At 55.9% G+C, this 21454-nt stretch carries 18 protein-coding genes; 8 read left to right on the top strand and 10 right to left on the bottom strand.

Translation table 11 applies throughout. The features are described 5' to 3' along the window. Nucleotides 1-80: 80 nt before the first annotated feature. Nucleotides 81-1217 carry a polysaccharide pyruvyl transferase CsaB gene (csaB, locus tag LEP6406_RS0200810; protein WP_317133808.1) on the bottom strand — a complete coding sequence of 379 codons (1137 nt, stop codon included), beginning with the start codon at nt 1215-1217 and terminating at the stop codon, nt 81-83. A 49-nt stretch (nt 1218-1266) separates the two neighbouring features. On the opposite strand from csaB, the gene LEP6406_RS0200805 reads away from it, so the two are divergent. Continuing rightward, nucleotides 1267-1632 (top strand): DUF2499 domain-containing protein, encoded by a 366-nt coding sequence (locus LEP6406_RS0200805; protein ID WP_008317529.1) that lies wholly within the window; start codon nt 1267-1269, stop codon nt 1630-1632. Further along, entirely contained in the window at nt 1632-1979 is a 348-nt protein-coding gene (locus LEP6406_RS0200800) for a DUF3593 domain-containing protein (RefSeq protein WP_008317526.1), read from the top strand. The genes LEP6406_RS0200805 and LEP6406_RS0200800 overlap by 1 nt, the downstream gene beginning before the upstream one ends. Here the strand turns inward: LEP6406_RS0200800 and LEP6406_RS0200795 are convergent. Beyond that, on the bottom strand, nt 1969-2337 hold the full coding sequence (locus tag LEP6406_RS0200795; RefSeq protein WP_008317523.1) for a VOC family protein: 369 nt from the start codon (nt 2335-2337) through the stop codon (nt 1969-1971). The two genes, LEP6406_RS0200800 and LEP6406_RS0200795, sit on opposite strands and share 11 nt — an antisense overlap. A gap of 828 nt (nt 2338-3165) precedes the next feature. On the opposite strand from LEP6406_RS0200795, the gene LEP6406_RS0200790 reads away from it, so the two are divergent. Further along, complete coding sequence (locus LEP6406_RS0200790; protein ID WP_008317521.1) at nt 3166-4038, top strand: hypothetical protein; 873 nt, start codon at nt 3166-3168, stop codon at nt 4036-4038. 63 nt (nt 4039-4101) lie between these two features. Here the strand turns inward: LEP6406_RS0200790 and LEP6406_RS0200785 are convergent, their stop codons facing one another. From LEP6406_RS0200785 to LEP6406_RS0200765, 5 genes are all read right to left on the bottom strand, one after another. Beyond that, the gene (locus LEP6406_RS0200785; protein ID WP_008317519.1) at nt 4102-4743 is read right to left on the bottom strand and encodes a type I restriction enzyme HsdR N-terminal domain-containing protein; all 642 of its coding nucleotides are present in this window, start codon (nt 4741-4743) and stop codon (nt 4102-4104) included. Between the two features lie 213 nt (nt 4744-4956). Further along, nucleotides 4957-6018, bottom strand: a complete 1062-nt coding sequence (gene psbA / locus LEP6406_RS0200780) for a photosystem II q(b) protein (RefSeq protein WP_008317518.1) — start codon at nt 6016-6018, stop codon at nt 4957-4959. A 161-nt stretch (nt 6019-6179) separates the two neighbouring features. Next, nucleotides 6180-6527: a histidine triad nucleotide-binding protein gene (locus LEP6406_RS0200775; RefSeq protein WP_008317515.1), complete on the bottom strand. Its 348-nt coding sequence runs from the start codon at nt 6525-6527 to the stop codon at nt 6180-6182. Between the two features lie 96 nt (nt 6528-6623). Beyond that, complete coding sequence (locus tag LEP6406_RS0200770; protein ID WP_008317513.1) at nt 6624-6932, bottom strand: hypothetical protein; 309 nt, start codon at nt 6930-6932, stop codon at nt 6624-6626. Between the two features lie 399 nt (nt 6933-7331). Further along, nucleotides 7332-7721 (bottom strand): hypothetical protein, encoded by a 390-nt coding sequence (locus LEP6406_RS0200765; protein ID WP_008317511.1) that lies wholly within the window; start codon nt 7719-7721, stop codon nt 7332-7334. A gap of 17 nt (nt 7722-7738) precedes the next feature. On the opposite strand from LEP6406_RS0200765, the gene queA reads away from it, so the two are divergent. The 3 genes from queA (at nt 7739) to LEP6406_RS0200750 (ending at nt 12446) form a co-directional block, all read left to right on the top strand. Beyond that, on the top strand, nt 7739-8911 hold the full coding sequence (gene queA / locus LEP6406_RS0200760) for a tRNA preQ1(34) S-adenosylmethionine ribosyltransferase-isomerase QueA (protein WP_317133807.1): 1173 nt from the start codon (nt 7739-7741) through the stop codon (nt 8909-8911). Nucleotides 8912-9065: 154 nt separating this feature from the next. Continuing rightward, nucleotides 9066-9302: a 50S ribosomal protein L28 gene (gene rpmB, locus LEP6406_RS0200755; protein ID WP_008317508.1), complete on the top strand. Its 237-nt coding sequence runs from the start codon at nt 9066-9068 to the stop codon at nt 9300-9302. Between the two features lie 969 nt (nt 9303-10271). After that, the gene (locus tag LEP6406_RS0200750; protein WP_008317506.1) at nt 10272-12446 is read left to right on the top strand and encodes a glutamine synthetase III family protein; all 2175 of its coding nucleotides are present in this window, start codon (nt 10272-10274) and stop codon (nt 12444-12446) included. A 218-nt stretch (nt 12447-12664) separates the two neighbouring features. Here LEP6406_RS0200750 and polA read toward each other — a convergent pair whose 3' ends face one another. Further along, on the bottom strand, nt 12665-15664 hold the full coding sequence (gene polA, locus LEP6406_RS0200745; protein WP_008317505.1) for a DNA polymerase I: 3000 nt from the start codon (nt 15662-15664) through the stop codon (nt 12665-12667). A gap of 366 nt (nt 15665-16030) precedes the next feature. Further along, the gene (locus LEP6406_RS0200740) at nt 16031-17809 is read right to left on the bottom strand and encodes an Rqc2 family fibronectin-binding protein (RefSeq protein WP_008317503.1); all 1779 of its coding nucleotides are present in this window, start codon (nt 17807-17809) and stop codon (nt 16031-16033) included. A 373-nt stretch (nt 17810-18182) separates the two neighbouring features. Between LEP6406_RS0200740 and remA the strand changes: the two genes are divergently transcribed. Together remA and LEP6406_RS0200730 are read left to right on the top strand one after the other, a co-directional pair. Next, nucleotides 18183-18443, top strand: coding sequence for an extracellular matrix/biofilm regulator RemA (remA, locus tag LEP6406_RS0200735; protein ID WP_008317501.1), 261 nt, complete (start codon nt 18183-18185; stop codon nt 18441-18443). A 52-nt stretch (nt 18444-18495) separates the two neighbouring features. Further along, complete coding sequence (locus LEP6406_RS0200730; RefSeq protein WP_051463589.1) at nt 18496-19425, top strand: phosphodiester glycosidase family protein; 930 nt, start codon at nt 18496-18498, stop codon at nt 19423-19425. Nucleotides 19426-19605: 180 nt separating this feature from the next. Here LEP6406_RS0200730 and lepB read toward each other — a convergent pair whose 3' ends face one another. Further along, a complete protein-coding gene (gene lepB, locus LEP6406_RS0200725) occupies nt 19606-20181 on the bottom strand; it encodes a signal peptidase I (protein WP_008317497.1) in 576 nt (191 codons plus the stop codon). Between the last annotated feature and the right edge of the window lie 1273 nt (nt 20182-21454).

The following is a 21454-nucleotide window of genomic DNA, read 5'->3' as shown; positions in this document are numbered from 1 at the left end:
CCCCGCCAATCGCTGGAGTTACAGGGGCATACCCGTTTTGCCCTCCCTTTCCCTAAAACACGGAGGACAGGGACTGACGGTTAACCCAGGAGGGATTTTTGGAGTAAATCGCGGTGGAGATAGGCGCGATCGCACCGGGATTGAATCTGGTCCGGGCTGGGGGGATCGCCGTTGGCGAAATGCTCGATCCAGTCCTGGGCCATGGCCTCTGGTGTGGTGGGCCAAGGCCGCAGATCTAGGGGATCTAAAGGGATTGAGGTGGAAATCGGGGTGGAGGGCATAGCCGAAGGCGAGGCCGGATCCATGGCCCAACCCGGCATTCCCACATCCGCCATCAGGTGGGTCACCTTGGGATCATAGCTGAGGGCAAAGCAGCGGCAACCCTCGGCAGCGGCCATGATCAGGGCGTGGAGGCGCATGGCGATCACCATTTCCACCCCTCGAAATAGACCCTTGAGTTGGCGGGGATCCTGGGGGGCCAGGATCTGGCTGGGGCCGGGGAGATGGGCCTGGAGATGGGTTGCGATCGCACCATCCCGACTGGGTTGAAAGGGCACCAGCAGAATACAGGTGTGGGTGGCCCGCTGAAAATTCCCCAACGCCTGGGTGAAATCCGCCAGACGAGCTGCCGTCAGCCAGGGGTGCGATCTCAGGGCCACCGCCACCCGAGGCGCGGGCAACTCCCACAGTCCCGGTAGGGGCTGAGCCGCCATCGCCCACACGGGATCGGGGGCTAGCCATGCAGGCACCTGCCACTGGGCCGCTAACGCCGCCGAGGCATGATCCCGCACACTGACCCCGGTACAGCGACGCAGCAGATACCGGGTCAACCCACGATTCCAGGGCCGATGCAGCGGGCCAATACCCTGCGCCCAGGCCACGGTTTTGAGCCCCCGCGCCTGGGCCAGCGCCATCAGGCCACCGTAATAGAGGGGATTCAGGGCACTAGTGGCATCCTGCATCAGACTGCCACCGCCCCAAATCAGGGCATCCCCCTGCCCCAGGGCCGAGAACACCGCCTTTAAGGATTTGCGGGGACGGGCCTCAACGCCGTAGCGGCGGGCGGTTTCGACCGGATCCCCCGATAGCACTAGGGGCGTCACCTGCGGCGGCAACATTTGCAGCAGGGATGCCAGCAATGCCTCGTCGCCGCCGTTGCCCATTCCGTAGTAACCGCACAGCACTGCCCGCATGGTGCCCCGAAGTGTGAAGACCACCCTCTACAATACTGAAATACTGACGGGATGCCCTGAGGCGACAGGCTCTATGCCTTTAGAAAAGGCTTTAGAAAAGCCGTTAGATAAAGCCGTTAGAAAAGACGCCGCTATGCACGCCTTGTCTATTCCCACCTGGATGGTTCACATCACCAGTGTCGTCGAGTGGATCGCCGCCATCTGGTTTATCTGGCTCTATGCAGAGGTCAGTCAGCGACCAGCATGGCGCGCCCTTTCCTTTGGGATGCTGCCGTCGCTGGTCAGCGCCATGTGTGCTTGCACCTGGCACTTTTTCGATAATGCCCCCCATCTGGTGTGGCTGGTGACCCTGCAAGCGGGGATGACGGTGGTGGGCAACACCACCGCCTGTGCCGCTGCCTGGTGGATCTGGCATCAATCTCGCCAAACGGAGGCGTAATGGACGGTTCCCTTTTTGCAACCCTACTGGATAAGCAAAATCTCTTTGCGATTTCCCTGTTTCCCTACTTGGGATTTCTCTTCTTTGTGACGCGATCGCGCCAAACGCCTAAGCTGGCACTAATCGGGTTCTACGTGCTGCTGATTTTTGTGGCGGTGACGATCCCCGCTGGCCTCTATGCCCAACGGGTCTACGGCAAGGAACTGGCCAATGTGGATTGGCTCCACGGCAGCGCGGAGTCCTTTCTCACCCTGTCTAATATTTTGGTGGTGTTGGGCTTCCGGCAGGCGGTGATGAGCCTTCGGCGCTCTCGCCCCAATTCAGATTCCCCACCCCCTACTCCGTAACATGCAGGATTAGGCGGTTGCCGTCGGGGTCGTAGGCGTAGATTTCCCGGCCATGGCTGGCGGTGAGAATGGCACCGGGGGGAGGATAGCCCAGGCGGGTGAGATGTGCGATCGCGCTTTCTAGATCCGCCACCTCCAGACAGAGGCTCATGGAGCCGCTGGTGGAGGCATTGAATTCTGCAACTTGACTGTCCTGAGGGCGAAACAGGGCTAAACGCAACCCCGGCAGGTGAAATTCCCCATAGCGACCGGGCTGATAGGGCTGGGGCGACTGGCCCAGGAGTCCCTGGTAGAAGCCCACGGCCCAGTCTACATCGTGCACGGCCAAGGCCAGGAATGCCAGTTGAATCGATGGCATAAACAACTACCTATTTGATGGAGCAGGAGCCCTCGTGAAACGAGGAATTCCTTTTTGCCCTTCTCCTAAGGAACAAAATCTAATGTCCGCCAAATAAAGGAAATTGTCTCCTAATTGGCAACAATTTTGTTCCTTACATTTTGTGATCACCAATCCGCGTTGAACACCCTACTGGTACGACATAGCTAAAATAGTGCATTACTTAAGGTGGGCTTTGCCCACTAACAAGGAATTCGCTGGAATTTCTAAAGCACAGTTTTAGCTGTGTCAAACCACTAGTACTGTGCGGCGTAAATACTCTGACCGTTTTATCGCGGAACACCTCGGCCCCCCTCCCTAGCCCTCTCCCACGGGGAGAGGGGACCGGAAAATGTTGAGCTGTTGAGCTGGCGCAACAATAGTGAGCTGATTTACGCCCTACGGTACTAGTGCTCAGTCAATTAATGATTTACGGGTGACCGAAACCCTGGAGTTTAGTGGGGGTTAAATTTTGAGGGTCTTGGACCCGTCAAAATTTTCCTGAGGTAACACTAGTACTGTTCTATACCAAGTCCAGAAGTGGAGTTTCCCCGGTGGGAAAACTCCACTTCTGGACTTGGGCAAGGTTTATTTATGAAGTCAGGGGAGCCCATAGCCGCAAAGATTAAGGGGCATTACGCGCCCTGCTAATCCCCCAACACCCAAATACCAATGCCCATAGCTTCTGCCTGCGCTGCCTTCCTATCTTGACGCGCTTCGCCAACCCAGCGCTGCCCTTGCCCAAAACCTTGCCCAAAACCAAATTTGCGGCGAAGCTAGGGCTACACCAACAGATTTCTAATCCCCGCCATGGTCCTTCCCTTGGCTTTTCCCCCAACATCCCTTGCCGCCGGTATTGGCCAAACCTTTATCCTGGCCTACCAGGAAGAAACCACTGTCCTAGAGACGGCCCTGGGGGAAGCGGGTTTGCCCTGCGAAGTACTGCGTCAAGTCCACCAACCGGGCTACGACACCTATTCCCGCAGCTTTTTATGCCTACTCAACCACCGCACCGCCTGGGAGCGGGCCACCCAGAGCGACAAACCCACCCTGATCGTGGAGGCGGATTTTGTCCCGGTCCAGGGTATCGGCCACCTGCCCCCCGCCTTTGATCCCCAGGATGACGCCCTAGGCATAGCATGGCTCTACACCTGCGCACCTCAGGTGTACCGGGTGACACCATCGGGCTATGCCGTAGGCTATTCCACGGCGATGGTGGCCTATGTCGTCACCCCCCGCAGCGCCCAGTGTCTAATGGACTATGCCAACGAAATCGCCCAAGATCCCGGCCCCACGGCCTACTCTCCTTGGGATTCGGGCCTAGACTACTACCTCAGCGATCGCGGATTTACCAACTACGTCCCCTTCCGCAACTACGGCGAACATGGCGGCATTTCCAATCCGGAACACCGTAGCCATGTCCACCGCCAGCGCCGCCTCAGCGGAGCCCACCGGGCCGATGTCCTCTACGGTCCCCTCAGCTTCTTGCCCCCCTACGCCCAGACCAAGACGGGCAAAAGCAGTATCTGGGTCTACCTCCAGGGGCGCTGCTACGGTCGCATCAAGGGGCTCGGTCGCCTGCTCCTCGGCAAGTATCTGCGGATTCCCGTCCTCCGCACCGCTGAACGCTCTCTCCCCCTGGCGTGGTTTGCCCTGCGCCGCCAGTTCACCCTGCGACCCTAGTGCATCAAGTTTGAATTTGTAGGCTGGGTCTCACTTCGTTTTACCCAGCCTACAGCAGCTACGCTAGAGCGCTTCCCCTGAAATCCTGCTACCAATCTGGTGCAGAATGGACCAAACTTGCTCCAGTTCTGCCGCCGAAGTGAACAGGGCAAATCCTCGTGAGAGACCATAGCGGTTCACTTCCCCTGCTTGGAGCTTAACAAAGAGGATGTCATCACCGTTAGTGATTAGACCGTATCCCGGCTGGGCTGGCTGAGGATTTGCCATCAGGTAGGCTAGGGTTTGCGGCAATGCAGACCAGGCAGAGAGGGTATTTTTCTTGGCCTCTACCACCACCACCCAGAGTGTTTCCTGTAGAACCAGCACGTCGATGCGCCCCCGCAAAACGTCCTCTCCATCGTCTAGGGTGATCTGTACCGATGCCTCTGTACGGACCCGAAAAGGCGGATCGTATAACCCCGCGATCGCAAGTAGGGGGGACACCAAGAGCAAGGTCACCGTTCCCTCTAATAGGGATCCTAGAGAGCGGTGATAGAGATATCGCTGGCGCAACTGCGTCAGCGATCGCTGCACCTCTAGCCCCACCTTGGGCCGGGGGGATTGCCATTCGGCGAAGAAGTCTTCATCCTCAGTGCGGTGTAGATGAAAGCGTCGCTCCACCTCCGCCAATGTGGTGATTGCCTCGGTAATTGCGACCTGCACCATAGCAAGGATCCTTGGGGGAATGAATTGAAGGATGGCTGACAACAGGAATGGCTGAGAACAGGGAGACACTGCCAACGGGATTGCCATCCCATTTATCCTAACGTCCATATTTCAGCCTCTCTTCTTGGAGGGACCAAACACGATAAAAGCCCCCGCCAGCACTGGCGGGGGCTTTTGACCCATCCCGGAGGATGTTATGACCTCAGTCAGATCCTAGCCCACGAGTTCAGGGGCCTTGGTGGCCGCTAGATCGAGGGGGAAGTTGTGCGCATTACGCTCGTGCATCACTTCCATACCCAGGTTGGCACGGTTGATTACGTCCGCCCAGGTGCCAATCACACGACCCTGGCTATCCAACACCGACTGGTTGAAGTTGAAACCATTCAGGTTGAAGGCCATGGTGCTGACCCCCAAAGCGGTGAACCAGATGCCCACCACTGGCCATGCGCCGAGGAAGAAGTGCAGAGAACGGCTGTTGTTGAAGCTGGCATATTGGAAGATCAGACGACCGAAGTAGCCGTGGGCTGCAACGATATTGTAGGTTTCTTCCTCTTGGCCAAACTTGTAACCGTAGTTTTGGGACTCAGTCTCGGTGGTCTCCCGCACTAGGCTGGAGGTCACCAAGGAACCGTGCATCGCGGAGAACAGGGAACCGCCAAACACGCCCGCTACCCCTAGCATGTGGAAGGGGTGCATGAGGATATTGTGCTCCGCCTGGAACACAATCATGAAGTTGAAGGTACCGGAAATCCCCAGGGGCATCCCATCAGAGAAGGAGCCTTGGCCCAAGGGATAGATCAGGAACACGGCGGTCGCAGCGGACAGCGGTGCGCTGTAGGCCACACAGATCCAGGGACGCATGCCCAGACGGTAGGAAAGCTCCCACTGCCGCCCCATGTAGGCAAAGATGCCAATGAGGAAGTGGAAGACAATCAGTTGGTAGGGACCACCGTTGTACAACCACTCATCCAGGGAAGCGGCTTCCCAGATGGGGTAGAAGTGCAGACCAATGGCGTTAGAAGAAGGAACAACCGCGCCAGAGATGATGTTGTTGCCATACAGCAGGGAGCCAGCAACGGGCTCACGAATACCGTCAATATCGACGGGGGGTGCTGCAATGAAGGCAATGATGAAGCATACGGTAGCGGAGATCAGAGTGGGGATCATTAGCGTGCCAAACCAGCCCACATAGAGGCGGTTTTCAACGCTAGTAACCCACTGACAATACCGCTCCCATAAGCTCGCATTGCTGCGGGTACTCAGGGTAGAAGTCATAGTGATGATTGCCAGATATACGACAAAATGAATTTCACAGAAGGCTACATCCCATTAAAAAAATTTAGGTGTAGCAGTCCGCTTAGGGTCAGCTTAAGGAGTTCACTTTGGATTTTGAAGGGAGCTGATAAAAAACGTTGACTTTGGCAACATTCTGTAATTTAGCCGGGGGGCCACTGGAGCGATCGCCCACCCAAGAGATGTAAATGGAGGTGAAACACCGTCTGACCCCCATCGGTGCCGGTGTTAATCACGACCCGATACCCGTTTTCCGCCAAACCCAACTGTTCCGCTACGGTCTTGAGGGTCAACAGGAGATGGCCCAGGAGTTCCTTATCAGCGGATTCCGCCTCCGCCAGCTTGGGAATAGGCTTTTTGGGAATGACCAGCACATGGGTCGGTGCTTGGGGATGGACATCCCGAAAAGCAAGGCACAACTCATCTTCGTAGACGATATCGGCAGGAATCTCGCGACGAATAATCTTACCGAAGATAGTGTCTTCACTCATGGGTAGCAGGTGCCATCACAACTTGCCCCAATTTTACGGCCTTAGTGTATTCCTTCCAGGGGATGAACATACTGTCGTCCCTTACTGGAACGCCCCTTACTGGAAGAACAGTAGCCCTAGGGAGGATAGTACGATGCCCAAACAGATATAGGTCACGATGAAACTCGCGATCGCAACTAGAACCGCTCCATAGAGTGGGTAGGTTTGGGAGTCGGAAATGCGTCTGGCCCAAATACGCCGAACCCCTTCTTGCTCCCTAACAGTTCCCCAAACCACAATGGCATCCCCCGGCACTAGAACCCGTTCGATGACCTTCAGATTGCGGCGATTATGGCGGAGGCGGTAGGGATCAGCAACAAATGCTTCAGTCTTGAGTTCGCGGAAATGCCCCTGCCGCAACGGCACCAGGGAGAAATTATGATCCGTAAAACAGACATAATCTAGAAGTTTAGAAGTTCGACTTGAGCCTTGTCCAGTTCAACAGGGACTAGTACACCTAGCCTAAAATAGGCTTACCATCCTGTCGCACCAGTCCCATATTTTCTAGTCCCCTCTCCCCGTGGGAGAGGGCTAGGGTGAGGGGCCGAGGTGTACCACGATGAAACGGTCAGAGTATTTGCGCCGCAGAGTACTAGCCCCGCTGCATCCGCAAGGAGAATCGGCTGTTGGAAGCTGATCTCTAAGACCCAAGCATCCTGCGGTAAATCCAAGTAGGCCAAACACTAAAGGAATTACGTCCACATCCCAGTGGTGAACTGTTGATGCTGTTGATTAAGAAGATCGTCAAACCTTACGAGAAGACCGTTACGCCAAGGTTTCTGGGCAATAACCTAGGCCCATGACGAACTGGTTGCGAAAGGCTTCGATCTCTTCGCTTTCGGGTCTACCATGAGACACCACCGCTACTTGATAACGGCGCATCACATCTACGGGAGATTGTCCCGTTTCCAAGCCCCAGAGGGCCATGCGGAGGCGGATATTGGGCTCGTGGGGAATGCCCAATTCACTCAGGTAAGCTCGGAAGTCTTCTGCGATCGCAGTCTCTACGGTGTCGTAGAGCCGGACCTTGATCACCCAACCATCAATCTGGTGGATCACCGTCATAAAGGATAGGGGTAAAGCCTCCATATCAATCAGGTGTTCCACCACACGAAGGGTAAGGCTAGCGTTGGCGAGGTGATAGATGTAGTCCATCGTGACCCTCCGGTCTGGTGTTACATTTCTATTGTCTGCAATACCTTGCCCGCCGTCAGGGGGAGACCCCCCCGGCTTACCCTGGGAGTTCTACCCAATATTTACCTATGGGCGATCGCGATACAGAGGATCAGGCTCTCTCGGCCTATCAATATGACTTGCCCCCTGACCGCATTGCCCAAAATCCTCTTGAACCGCGCGATCACGCACGGCTCCTAGCAGTCACCTCTGCCACCAGCCATCAACACCACCACATTTACGACCTGCCCGAGATCCTGCGCCCCGGCGATCTACTGGTTTTGAACAATACCCGCGTCATTCCCGCCCGCCTCTATGGGTATAAGCCAGGGGGAGCTGCGGTAGAAATTTTGCTGTTAGAAGAACGCGGCCCTTTGCGCTGGCTGGCTCTCGTCAAACCGGGCAGACGACTGAAGCCCGGAACAGAGATTTACTTTGGCCCTAATGCCACCGCCCCCGATCTCATCGCCCAGGTTGTGGAAACCGACCCTGACACCCATGGTCGCCTCCTAGACTTTGCGGTCCCCAACGGCAAACCCCTCGCTACCGTGATCGATACCCTGGGGGAAATGCCCCTGCCCCCCTACATCACCGATTCCACGGCCCCCCCAGAACGCTACCAAACCATCTACGCCGAAGCCCTAGGGGCCGTCGCAGCGCCGACAGCAGGACTACACTTCACACCGGAGCTATTTCAACGCTTGGCACAGGCTGGCGTTGATCGTGCCCTCCTCACCCTCCATGTCGGCATCGGCACCTTTCGTCCCGTGGAAACGGAGGATATTACACAGCACACCATGCATTCCGAGTGGATAGAAATTTCGCCAGAGACCGTGGATCAGATCAACGCCACCAAAGCTAGGGGCGGGCGGGTGATTGCCGTCGGGACCACTGTGGCTCGGGCGTTGGAGGGATCCGCCCAGGGAGGCGAGTTGCAACCGCACCGGGGCAAAATCAATCTATTCATCTACCCCGGTTATCAATGGCGGGTCTTAGACGGGTTGCTCACCAACTTTCACCTACCGGGATCAAGTCTGTTAATGATGGTGAGCGCCCTGATCGGACGCCAGCGGCTTCTAGACCTCTACCAAGATGCGATCGCGGCTAACTATCGGTTTTATTCCTTTGGGGATGCCATGCTCATTTTGCCGGAAGCCCGCAGCAAGTCTTGACCCGAATTGGTCAGTTATGGGTAAGGGAAATCCCTCAGGCTATTGCGATGTAGCATCGGTTACACCAAAACTGACGCCATAGGGGTTCTATAGCGCAGCCCAGTTGCCTTACAATGGTTGTTTGTGTCAACACCTCAGCATCCTGGAGACAAGTATGGCCCGCCACTGTGATCTAACTGGCAAGAAGGCAAACAACGCCTTTGCCATTTCCCACTCTCACCGGCGCACCAAGCGTGTGCAAGAAGCCAACCTCCAAAGCAAGCGGGTCTGGTGGCCCCAGGGCAAGCGCTTCGTCAAGCTCCGCCTCTCCACGAAGGCCATCAAAACCCTAGAGAAGAAGGGACTAAGCGTGATGGCACGGGAAGCAGGCATCGATCTGTCCAAGTACTAGGGCCAAGTACTAGGGCCAAATACTAGGGCCAAATACTAGGGCCAAATACTAGGGACTGTGGACAATCAAAGGCAGACTCCTGGTTATGGGGCGGTTAAACCCCCTAGCTTGATTCAGTAGGGCAGGCGTGGTCATGCCTACCCCGCAAGGATTTCCCCGTTAATTGTCCACACGCCCTAACAGTTTTGGTGGTCCGAAAACCCCTGGATCCTGTAGATCCAAGGCTGTCGTTGTCCCTGTTTTTAGGGGACAACGACAGCCGCTATTCTGAATTGGACGCCTCAACCCTCTTCACAATCCGCCACATTGCATTCACTATAGCGATCCTGCATGAGCTTTGAGCAAGCGTTTTGTTCCGTGGGTTACGCTTCGCTTCACCCACGCTACAAAGACCTTCAAAAATCAAATGGGATTGCTATGCCTTGCATTCAACAGTGGCAAGGGGCGTAGATGTTGATTTTGGATGGCTGCACGAACGCCAGACTAGGCTCCGTCTTGGTTAGTTCGTTTTGATAGGTTTTACGTAGATTTTCTCTGTTATTCAGCCCGCCCTAGAAGACAGGCTGAAGGGTTACCCTCACTCCCGACTCTACTTTGTAACTATTCGCACAATCGGCCATTTTCTTTGTGAGGATAATGAGCTGAATCAAGTTCAACACTTGAAATACTCCAAACTGTAAGGTGTCACTGATATACAGCTTCAGAATGCGCCTGTGATCGAGTAATCATCCCCATAAATCTTGGGGTGATGGTCTTAATGGGCATTGGCAAGATGCCTCGACATCAGTGATGCCCTTTTTTTGGATTCGTGGGAATGGGGCAAATCCTTAGATGGAACTGTCTAAGCATGACGGTTTTGGATTTTGGTATATCCACCATCCTATGGAAGCCATCTATTAGGATAGACAACTGCCTCAGCACCATCGGGTAGTTCGAGTTTCGCGAAAAACTATGAGTAGGACATGAGGCATGAGTGGAAATGAAGGCCGGGTTAAAGCAATTCACCAGATTATTAATCGGGAGTTGATACCACCCAAACCCCCATCGCGGCTAGAAGATATCTGGGCGGAGAACGTCTTCAACCTCAGCAAAATGCAGGCGAGTCTCCCCAAGACCGTTTTTAAATCCATCAAAAAAACCATTGTTACTGGGGAAGCTTTGGATCCCTCTGTGGCCGATGCTGTGGCCACCGCCATGCGAGATTGGGCCATGGCCAAAGGGGCGCTTTACTACGCCCACGTGTTTTACCCCATGACCAACTTGACGGCGGAGAAGCATGACGGCTTTATCTCCGTTCAGGGAGACGGCAACGTTATTTCTGAGTTTTCGGGCAAGGTGCTAGTCCAGGGGGAACCGGACGGCTCCTCCTTCCCCAATGGGGGCATTCGCGACACCTTTGAAGCGCGAGGCTACACCGGCTGGGACGTGACCAGTCCTGCCTACATCATGGAAACGGACAATGGCTCTACGCTGTGCATCCCCACGGTGTTTGTGTCTTGGACCGGGGAGGCTCTAGACAAAAAGGTGCCGCTGCTGCGCTCCATAGCTGCCATGGATAAAGCGGCCCGCAAGGTGCTGACCCTCTTGGGCAATGATGATGTCGCCCATGTCAACTCCAGTTGCGGGGCAGAGCAAGAATATTTTCTGGTGGATGCCAACTTTGCCAGTCAGCGACCTGACCTGTTGTTAGCAGGGCGGACTTTGTTTGGCAAGGCCCCCGCCAAGGGGCAAGAATTTGATGACCACTACTTTGGGGCAATCCCCGAGCGGGTACAGGTCTATATGCAGGATGTGGAGACTACCCTCTACAAACTGGGTATTCCGGCCAAGACCCGCCATAACGAAGTGGCTCCCGGCCAGTTTGAAATTGCTCCCTTCTTTGAGGCGGCAAACGTCGCCAGTGACCACCAGCAACTGTTGATGACGGTGCTGCGGCACACGGCTAAAAAGCATGGGTTTGTGTGTCTGCTCCACGAGAAACCCTTTGCAGGTATCAACGGTTCTGGGAAGCACGTCAACTGGTCCGTGGGGAATTCGACCCAGGGGAATCTCCTGGATCCTGGCGACTCTCCCCATGAAAATGCCCAGTTCCTCGTGTTCTGTGGGGCAGTGATTCGGGGGGTCCATAAGTATGGGCCACTAATGCGGGCCGCGATCGCAACTGCCAGTAATGACCACCGCCTCGGGGCCAACGAAGCGCCCCCCGCCATTATGTCGGTGTACCTGGGCACCCAACTAGAGGAGGTGTTTGAACAGATCAAAACGGGCACCGTCAAAGAATCGACCCAAAAAGGAGTGATGGATCTAGGGGTAGCTGTCCTGCCCGAATTGACCAAGGATGCGGGCGATCGCAACCGCACCTCCCCCTTTGCCTTTACTGGCAACCGCTTTGAGTTTCGAGCCGTCGGCTCCAGCCAGTCTGTTTCCGGACCGCTGATCGTCCTCAATACGATGCTGGCGGATTCCCTCGAATGGATTGGTAACCGCCTAGAAAGCGAACTAGCCCAGGGAATGGACCTGGATGCTGCCATCATTACCGTGCTCAAGGAAGTGATGGAAGCGCACAGTGCCGTGGTCTTTGGTGGCAATGGCTACTCCGAGGAGTGGCACAAAATGGCCGTGGAGGAGCGCGGCTTGTCCAACCTGCCCACCACTGCTGACTCCCTACCTGTACTCAAGGAAGAGTACATCGAGGACTTATTCAAAAAGACGGGCGTACTCACCCCCGTGGAACTGGAAAGTCGCTTTGAGGTCTATGCCGAACAGTACATCCTCTCCATTGAGGTGGAGTGCAAATTAGTGATTAACATGGCTAAAACCATGATTTATCCCGCAGCGGTGGAATACCTCTCGAAACTATCCTCGACCATCACCAGTCTGGCGGATTTAGGCGTCACCTTCGATAAAACCAGTGCTCAAACCGTGGCGGATCTGACCAATTCTATGGTGGGGGCAATCGGCAACCTGAGCACCGCCCTAGAAAAGCACGACTTCGCCACCACAGAGGAGAAGATGACCTATTGTGCCACCACTCTGCGACCTTTGATGGATGCAGTGCGAGAGTACGCCGATGCCCTAGAGGGTGAGATTGCTGATAGCTTCTGGCCCCTGCCCACCTACCAAGAGATGCTGTTCATCAAGTAGGTTCTAGACCGTGTTCTAGGCTGTATAGCCGTCGCCAGTCCGACTAGAACCAGACTGCTATAGCAGTGTCCATCTAGGTTAAGACAAGGGGCTTAAGCCCCTTGTTCGTTCCAGGCTTTGAAAAGCCCTAACGATAGTGACTCCTGCTATGTGTGACAAAGAGGCAAGGAATTCTCCTTGCCTCTTTCTTTTGTCTGCCCCAACCTGGGACTTGTCGTCTATTTCGCCTCCATCCAATTCGGTCCCCCATGGGCTTCCACCACCAGGGGCACCTTGAGGGTTACCGCCGACTCCATCACCTGGGCAATTTTGCCCTGAAGCTCGGGCCATTCCTCCGGCGGCACCTCCAGCACCAATTCATCGTGGACCTGAAGCAGCAGCCGCGCCTGGTAGCCCTTGAGCAATTCATGCAGTCGGATCATGGCGACTTTAATAATGTCGGCGCTAGAGCCCTGGATGGGAGCATTGGCCGCCGCCCGCAGCAGTCCGGCATCGTAGCCGCCGATGCGTTTCAGCTCATCTAAGTTAATGGTGTCTGGATCGCTGCCCAGCAATCCCTTTAAGGTGCCGCTGGTGAAGTTGAAATAGCGCCGCCGCCCCAGCAGGGTGTGGACATAGCCCAGGGCGATCGCTTCTCGCTGCATCTGTTGCAGGTAGGCAAAGACCTGGGGATAGCGATCGCAGTAGCGATCGATAAATGCCTTGGCTTCGGTGCGGCCCACATTCGCTTCCCGCGCAAAGCGAGATGCTCCCATGCCGTAGATGACGCCAAAGTTGATCACCTTCCCCAGCCGGCGTTCTTCGGGAGTAATGTCGTCCTTTTCAAACAGCAAACGGGCGGTGAGGGCGTGGACATCCTCCCGGTTGTTATAGGCGGAGACCAGTACAGGCTCATCGCTGAGGTGAGCCAGGATCCGCAGTTCAATCTGGGAATAGTCCGCCGATACCAAAATCCATCCTGGTTCCGGTATAAAGGCGGCGCGGATTTGACGGCTGAAGGCGGTACGGATGGGGATATTTTGCAGGTTGGGGTTGGAGCTAGAGAGGCGACCCGTGGCGGTGATAGCCTGGTTGAAGTCTGTGTGGACCCGGTGGGTATCGCGGCGAACCAGCTCTGGTAGGGCATCCACATAGGTGGACTTGAGTTTCGATAGGGTGCGGTGCTCCAGAATCAGGTCTACGACGGGATGATCCCCCTGGAGTTTTTCCAGGGTGGCGGCATCGGTGGAGTAGCCGCCGGATTTATTTTTGCGGGACTTGCGCTTGTCCAGCCCCAGTTGGGTAAACAACAGTTCGCTCAACTGTTTCGGTGACCCTAAATTGAAGGTGTCCCCCGCTTCTTGGTAGGCACTATGCTCAATTCGGTCCAGATCCTCTGCCAACTGTTTTGAAAAGGTGGCCAGATAGTCGGAGTCGATGCGAATGCCCTGGTGTTCCATCTCCGCTAGGACGGGCTCTAGGGGCAGCTCCACTTGATCAAAGAGTTGTTCTAACTGGGGCAGTTCCCCTAGGGCCGATCGCAGTTTTGCCACTAGGCGATAGGTGGTGTGGACATCGGTGCCGCAGTAGTAGGCTACATCCGCGATCGCAACTTCGGCAATGGTTTTACCCTTGGGTACTAGATCGCCGTAGCTCTGGGCGCTGAGACTGAGGTGGCGTAGGGAGAGATCGGTGAGATTGTGGCTGGTGTCGGGGTTCAGCACATAGCTGGCCAGCATCGGGTCAAACACGACCCCCGCGAGGTCAATCCCCTGGGCACGCAACACCAAGCGATCGTACTTGGCGTTTTGCAGTGCCTTGGGAAAGTCAGCACTTGCCAAGACCGGACCCAGGGTAGCCAATACCAGATCCAGGGGCAATTGTTCCCCGCCGGTATGGCCCACTGGAATATAGGCCAGATCCGCTGGTCCCGCTCCCCAGCAACAGCCCAGGCCCACCAGAGCAGCGTCGCGGGGTTCCAGGCTAGTGGTCTCCGTGTCCCAGGCGACGGGGTGAGCGGGATCGGTCTGGGTAGAGAGCAGATCCACCAGTTCGTACAGTTGGACTTCGGTGGTGATGATTTGGGGGGAAATGGCGGCAGGACGTACCGTCTGGGCCTGGTCCGTCTCCGCTGCTGTGAAGAAGGCCAGATCGGGATCTTCCCAAGCGGATTGGGCTGATTTTTCCTGGCCTTCAGAGGTTGCGACGGGGATCGGCGCGGCGGGTTCTTCTTCGGCTGGGGCTGCCGTCACCGCTCCCCCCAGGGCCGCTTGAATCTTTGGCAGACGGTTGATGAACTGCTGCAATTCCAACCGCTTCAGCCCCGCCACCACGGGCTCTGGATCAAATCCGGTGAGGTGGCAATCCGTCAGGGGGACCCCTAAATCTACATCCGTGACAATGCGGGCCATGTACTGGGAGTGGTAGGCCGACTCCCGCCCCTCCGTCAGCTTCTTTTGGGTCGCCCCTTTGATGTTGGCCAGATCGGCGTAGATGGCATCCAGGCTGCCGTACTCATTCAGCAGCTTCGCCGCTGTCTTGGCCCCGATGCCCTTGACGCCGGGAATATTGTCGGAGGCGTCGCCGCAGAGGGCTTTATAGTCCACCACCTGATGGGGCAGGATATCCAGCTTTTCCTTCACCTGCTCTTGGGTAAACTCCCGCGAATTACCCCGGTTAGCTCCCTTGGCAAAGAGGCTGCTGAGGTATAGCAATGAGATCTGCCCTTCAGGGTCGATCAGTTGGAAAAGATCTTGGTCACCACTGAGAATTTTCACCCGGTAACCCTCCGCCTTCCCCTGAGTGGCGAGGGTGCCGATCACGTCGTCCGCCTCAAAGCCGGGGGCTGTCACGATCTGGAAGCCTAGGAGCGTCAGCAAGGCTTCCAGATTCCTCACGTCTTCGAGGAAGTCCTCTGGCACTTCCGGGCGACCAGCTTTATAGGTTTCGGTTTCCTGGTGACGAAAGGTGGGCTGATCGAGGTCAAAGGCCACCGCCGCGTACTGGGGCTGCTCGGTTTCGATCGTATCCAGCAGGGATTTCAAAAAGCCGTAGCAGACGCTGGTAGGGATGCCTGTGGAGGTGCGTAACCCCCCCTCGGCTCCCTTGGCGTGGGCGTAGTAGGAACGAAAGGCCAGGGAATGGCCATCTACTAGGACTAGCAGGGGAGAGGCTAGCAACGGAGAGGAATGATCTGCCACAGGGTTGAGCCGCGATCGCGCTAATGGGGCTGTCGCCATTGTAAAGAGGGCTGGGGCCAGACGGTAGGACGAAAAAAAAGTCGGCTCCAGGGGAACCGACCCAAAAGAATGTTGTTGCTCTCTCAGTGGAGGAAACCGCGCCAAAACCCTGAGTTTCGGACACAGTCGCAGCGGACTTGCCAGTTCCGTTCTGCTCCACGGGCCATTGTATCAAGCCTTACAGTTTTTCTGTCATATATCTTCAGGATTTTGTGGTGACCTGCTGACATGGGGTTTTGGACCCTGTATCCATAGCGGTTCCCTAATGTATGAGGGACACCTCAACTTAATAACACTTCGGCGAACAAGGGGCTTAAGCCCCTTGTCTGTATAGAGATTCATGGGGCAAGGCTCAGGACGCAAGGGTTATCCCGGTGCCAGGGCCGGATTAGCCGTTTCCAGAAGATCCCCATCCAGTTGCCCCAAAGCTTTCTGGGGTTGGCCCCATAAGACCCGCTCCTGCTTGTAGATCACCATGCCGGGGAGAGCTCCCTTGGGTTTGTAGACATGACGGGGCTCCGTGTAAACCACAGGCACTTGGTCCGCCTGCTGGGCGCGGCTAAAGTAAGCCGCCAGATTGGCAACGTATTGGAGATCGCGATCGCTGGGCACTGCACCGGGACTCAGGCGCAGTAGGACATGACTGCCGGGAATTTCCTGGGTGTGAAACCAGAGGTCATAATCACTGGCAAGGCGGGAGACCATCAGATCATTTTGGCGGTTGTTTCGGCCAATCCACACCTCCCAGCCACCGGGAGTAACGAACTTCCGCAGACAGGCATCATCTCCCGGCTTCTGGGCACGGGGGCGATAGCTGGAATCTTCCAAATAGCCCTGCTGAATTAGCTCGTCTCGAATATCCTCCAGTGCCTCCAGATCGGTGGGGATCTCATAGTCCTCCATCTGGTGTAGGGCCGCATCCACCTGCTCCAGGTAGGTCACCTTTTCCTGCACAGCGGCGAGTAGGGGTTCAATGGCTCGGCGCGAGCGCTTTAATTTCTGATGTTTTTTGTAAAATGCTTGGGCCGTCTGGATCGCTGTCTTATCCGGTTCTAGGGGAATCTCCACCGGCTCTCCCGTTTCAAACTCCTCTAGACAGAAACGTCGCATTCCCGGCTGCCACTGGTGACTGTAGGCCATCAGTAGATCTGCATGGCGGCGATATTGCTCCGCTTGGTTCGACAAATCTAAGCGATCGCGGAAGCCATCCGCCTTGTGGCGCAGTTTTTTGAGACGGGCCTTCAGGGTTTGGCTGAGCTGATTGTGCAGACGACCAAAGGTTTGACGATTGACCTCAGCGGTGTAGTAGTCCCGCAAGAGGGTTTGCACCGTTTGCCCCGGCGGCACCTGGGTCGAATCCCCCAACACCGCATAGCCCGTCTCGGTCCACACTGGGGTAAAGCTGTCGGATTCTAGGCAATGGAGCCACCCTTGCCACTGATGAAATAACCGTTCCCAATCCGCCGCTCCCAGGGTGTCGCTGCCCTGGCGGGGATCGAGTTCCGCCCGCTGAATCACCTGCTGGGCCAGAGAGGCACTGAGGCCACCGTAGGCACTGAGGAGGGCTTTTTGCAGGGGTGCAGGCACGAGGGCCACCCGTTCTTGCCAGCGATCTTGGGACTCTTCAATACTGGGCAATGGCCCCGAGAGGGATGGGGGGGGACTGTAGGGGGCTCCAGTGAGGATGGGCCGCAGGCTAGACTGCTGCTCGCTAACTTGGTGGGCAGCGGTTACCACTTGGTTGCGATCGTTGACCAAAATTACGTTGCTGTAACGGCCCATGATTTCGACATAGAGGTGCCACAGGACCGGATCTCCCGGTCGATTGGCAAATTGGAGATCTAGCACCCGTTCCCAGGGGGCGATGGGCGCGATCGCAACTAGGGCAAGCCCATTGAGTTGGTGTTTGAGCTGCTGGCTAAAGGTAAAGGTATCGGGGGTGCGGGGGGGAGCCTCCCCCAGATGGAGCCGCGCCGCCTGGGGATGCCAGGAAATCGTCAGCCAGCCCCGCCCCGAAAGGGTCCGCAGCGCCATGGCCACGGTGGTCAGATCCCGCTGTACCACCTGTTCACAGCGGGCAGGCAACCATTGGTAGCGCAGCTCCGCAGCGGTGGCTGCGAGGGTTGTGAAGTCTACGGGCTGCATGACACGTTTCCTGGTGTGGGTTCGGAGGGTGGGTATTTTGATCCGGGGATGGATTTTCCGGGAACTGGATCTTCCGGGAACTGGATCCTCTGGCAACGGAACCACCGCTAGGGCAGCCCGTGAACAATCTCTATGGTACAAACTACTCCACCCGTGACTATCCCTGGACAGGAAAATGCTCTGGAGCCCGTTTGGTCGGTTGTAGGTCTATTTTTTTGTGGCTACCATAGGTCTAAAGCTTCATTTCAGCGGTAATTAGCCCAAAATCGATATTTTACTGCTGGCCCCTAGCCCTTTTGCCCCAGGGTTGGGTTCTGTGTTCCCTGGCTGCTTCGCTTCAGATCCCCCCTGGTTCAAAGCCTTAGGATTTTATATGGATATTAAGCTCATCAATATTGGCTTTGGCAATATTGTCTCAGCCAATCGGGTTATCGCTATTGTCAGCCCGGAATCTGCCCCCATTAAGCGCATTATTGCCGATGCCCGCGATCGCGGGCAGCTCGTGGACGCCACCTATGGTCGCCGCACGCGGGCGGTGATGATTACGGACTCGGGGCACATTATCCTATCTGCGATTCAACCAGAGACCGTCGCCCATCGTTTCGTCACCAGCAAAGATGCCCCGGCATCCTAGACCCATCACGGCATCCCAACAGCGCCGTGCCCTGTCCATACTCTGGGGGGACATGCCTTCCCCTGGGTACGGCGCTGTTCTGATTCTGTTGGCCATGGGCATGACGACGATGGGCTGCTCGCGATCCCAGCATCTTGAAGGGGAATCTGCGATGGACAAAGGTCCGTCAAAGACCATCGCAGATCCTGTGGTGACCCCAGAGATCGCCGCTGAAGTGACCTACAACGTCTACGACCTGCCTAGCAGCCAAGTGCATGTCGTCACCATTCCCCCAGAATCGGGCTACCGTGTCCAGGTGGCCGTGGCGGAAGGGCTGAATCTCGTCCAGGATTTGGCCCCCCAGGTAGGTGCGATCGCGGCTGTCAATGCCGGATTTTTTGATCCGCAGAATGGATTGACCACCTCCTACATCACCATTGGCGGATCCCTCATCGCCGATCCCCGCCAAAATCTGCGCCTAATGGAAAACCCCGATCTCCAGTCCTATCTAGACGCTATATTGGACCGCTCAGAGTTCCGCATCTACGACTGTGGAGATCGCCAGCGCTATGGGATCATGCCCCATTCCGCCCCGATTCCAGAAGCATGTACCCTCGATGCCGCCGTGGGCGCAGGCCCCCAACTGTTGCCTGCCATAACGGCCTATGAGGAGGGATTTCTAGCGGATAACCCCGCAGGGGAGGTGGTGCGAGATGCCCTGGGTAGTCGCTACGCCAACGCGCGGTCCGCCATCGGTCTGAAACCTGATGGGACTGTGGTATTTGCCATCGCGGCTCAGCGGCTCGACCAAGACGCCCCCACGGGCCTAACCCTAGAAGGTATGGCGGAATTTCTGAAGACCCTGGGGGTAACAGCAGCCCTAAACCTGGATGGCGGCAGTTCCAGCAGCCTATTCTTCAAGGGCACAACCCACTACGGTCGCCTCAACGCTCAGAACCAATTCGTAGAGCGGCCCATCAAATCCATTCTTTTTGTTAAGTAGGTGGGTGTTATAGCAGGAGTCACTATCGTTAGGACGTTCAAAGCCTAGAGCAAACAAGGGGCTTACTTAAGCCCCTTGTCCTAACCTAGATGGCCAATGCTATAAGTCAGTGAGTGTTAAGCCGTGGATTGGGCTCCCAAGCTGGAACTGTCAGGAGTTTACGCCTCAGCCAACAATCCCCTAATCAATGCCCCCAACGCGGTTGGGAGGCCAGAAACGCACCACAGCACGGCCAATGATGTTGTCACGGGGGACAAATCCCCAAGCGTGGCTGTCATAGCTACTGTTACGGTTGTCCCCTAACACCAGATACTGATCCACAGGGACAGTTTCCGGCCCCCAAATATAGTCAGGCTCTGCCTTAATATAGTTTTCCTCCAAGGCGTCCCCATTCACGAAGACGGTTCCATCCCTGATCTCAACGGTGTCTCCCGGCAGACCAATGATCCGTTTGATAAAGGCATCGCGGCGTGCTCCCGCCGGAAACAAACTCTCTGGGGGCCAAAAGACGACAATATCGCCCCGCACAGGGGGATTAAATCGATAGCTGATTTTCTCAATGACAAGGCGATCGTTGATTTCCAGGGTGGGTTCCATGGAACCCGAAGGAATGTAGCGGGCTTCGGCCACAAGGGTCCGAATGCCTAAGGCCAGCACAATACTCAGGCCGATGGTTTGCAGTCCCTCAACCCAGGGATTAACCTGACGCTGCTTCTCTGGGGTGGGTTGCTGGGGGGGCGAAGACAAATCTGACATATTCGGTACAGGCGAGGGTAGCTAGGGCGTGTGGACAATTAACGCGGAGATCCTTGTCGGGTAGGCATAACCACCCCCACCCTAATGACTCAAGCTAGGGGCTGTAACTGCCCCATAAGCGGGAATCTAGCTTTGATTGTTCACAGCCCCTAGTACAGAGATGGGGACATCGGGAGTTTAGTTTCCCGATCATACTCCATAGAAATGGGGGTGGGGAGTCAGGGTGCCCCAGCAGAAGAAAACCCAACAATTCGGCGGCACCAGCAGGTAAAGCGGTAGGTGTTCGGTCGCGCTGGCGCTTGACCCAACCTACAAGACGCTCTCAAAAATGGGCATAGCTTGCTTCCCGCAGGGTGGGGCAAGCGCTTTCCGCAAGGGTTTCAGGACTTATGTAACAGGGTAGCCCCCTGAGAGAGGGCTAGTACCGCAGGGTGTAAATCAGCCCACTATTGTCGCGCCAGCCCAACCTTTTCCGGTCTCCTCTCCCCGTGGGCTACTGTGTATACATAACTCCTGAAACTCTTGCGGCCAGGGCTTTCCCTCATCCCCCAGCCCCTTCTCCCAGGAGGCTATTTTGCATACACAATCGATCTCTGGCTCGTTTTCTCAAAATCTTGATGCTCTAGAACCTTGATTTCTCGTTGCCAGTTCTCAATAGACTGGGTTTATTGAGAACTGACTGATGCCTGAAATAGGCACTAGGCAACGGTTTTAAGACTTGTGTGTACACAGTAGCCCCGTGGGAGAGGGCTAGGGTGAGGGCCGAGGTGTACCACGATGGAACGGCCAGGGTATTTCCGCCGCCCAGTACTAGTCCATTTTTAATGGTCATTAAAAATGGACTAAGTAGGTCGATACATAAAGTTCGAGATGTGTTAAGAACAGTAAACTCTCTTGAATCCTTGCGTATAGGCTGTTTCAAGCGATCAAGCCTATGTTCATAAGCCTCGGATTAATTAACCCGATCTACTTAGTGGGTCATTCGGAATGAATATAGCCATTCTTGAACGCTCCTAAAGCTTGGGGTAGCAGTGGCTTGGGTCAGCAAGTTAATGGCCACGTTCAAAGCAAATGACCCACTAGTACTAGCTGGCAGAAGTCCTGTGCCCATTTCCCCTAGGCGTGGCATTTCTGCGGTGCATTGCTTCGCGTGGGCGAAGCCGCGCCTTAGCGCTATGCACCCTACGAAACTTGGCGTTAATCATCGTTTCGGCCACTCAAACTAAGCCAGCGTAAGCCCCCAGGAAGCCGTAATCGTTGGGGAGCAAGGCTT

The organism is Leptolyngbya sp. PCC 6406 (assembly GCF_000332095.2).
In the GTDB taxonomy this organism is placed as follows: Bacteria; Cyanobacteriota; Cyanobacteriia; order Phormidesmidales; family Phormidesmidaceae; genus PCC-6406.
Note: the sequence above shows the minus strand (reverse complement) of the source record. Positions and strands in the feature narration are given on the sequence as shown.

Coding starts and splice junctions, on each gene's coding strand:
- LEP6406_RS0200740 (WP_008317503.1), bottom strand. CDS start 17,809: ATGCAGCCCGTAGACTTCACAACCCTCGCAGCCACCGCTGCGGAGCTG.
- LEP6406_RS0200800 (WP_008317526.1), top strand. CDS start 1,632: ATGGACGGTTCCCTTTTTGCAACCCTACTGGATAAGCAAAATCTCTTT.
- LEP6406_RS0200795 (WP_008317523.1), bottom strand. CDS start 2,337: ATGCCATCGATTCAACTGGCATTCCTGGCCTTGGCCGTGCACGATGTA.
- rpmB (WP_008317508.1), top strand. CDS start 9,066: ATGGCCCGCCACTGTGATCTAACTGGCAAGAAGGCAAACAACGCCTTT.
- LEP6406_RS0200750 (WP_008317506.1), top strand. CDS start 10,272: ATGAGTGGAAATGAAGGCCGGGTTAAAGCAATTCACCAGATTATTAAT.
- psbA (WP_008317518.1), bottom strand. CDS start 6,018: ATGACTTCTACCCTGAGTACCCGCAGCAATGCGAGCTTATGGGAGCGG.
- LEP6406_RS0200805 (WP_008317529.1), top strand. CDS start 1,267: ATGCCTTTAGAAAAGGCTTTAGAAAAGCCGTTAGATAAAGCCGTTAGA.
- remA (WP_008317501.1), top strand. CDS start 18,183: ATGGATATTAAGCTCATCAATATTGGCTTTGGCAATATTGTCTCAGCC.
- LEP6406_RS0200765 (WP_008317511.1), bottom strand. CDS start 7,721: ATGGACTACATCTATCACCTCGCCAACGCTAGCCTTACCCTTCGTGTG.
- polA (WP_008317505.1), bottom strand. CDS start 15,664: ATGGCGACAGCCCCATTAGCGCGATCGCGGCTCAACCCTGTGGCAGAT.
- LEP6406_RS0200730 (WP_051463589.1), top strand. CDS start 18,496: ATGCCTTCCCCTGGGTACGGCGCTGTTCTGATTCTGTTGGCCATGGGC.
- LEP6406_RS0200790 (WP_008317521.1), top strand. CDS start 3,166: ATGGTCCTTCCCTTGGCTTTTCCCCCAACATCCCTTGCCGCCGGTATT.
- LEP6406_RS0200775 (WP_008317515.1), bottom strand. CDS start 6,527: ATGAGTGAAGACACTATCTTCGGTAAGATTATTCGTCGCGAGATTCCT.
- lepB (WP_008317497.1), bottom strand. CDS start 20,181: ATGTCAGATTTGTCTTCGCCCCCCCAGCAACCCACCCCAGAGAAGCAG.
- LEP6406_RS0200785 (WP_008317519.1), bottom strand. CDS start 4,743: ATGGTGCAGGTCGCAATTACCGAGGCAATCACCACATTGGCGGAGGTG.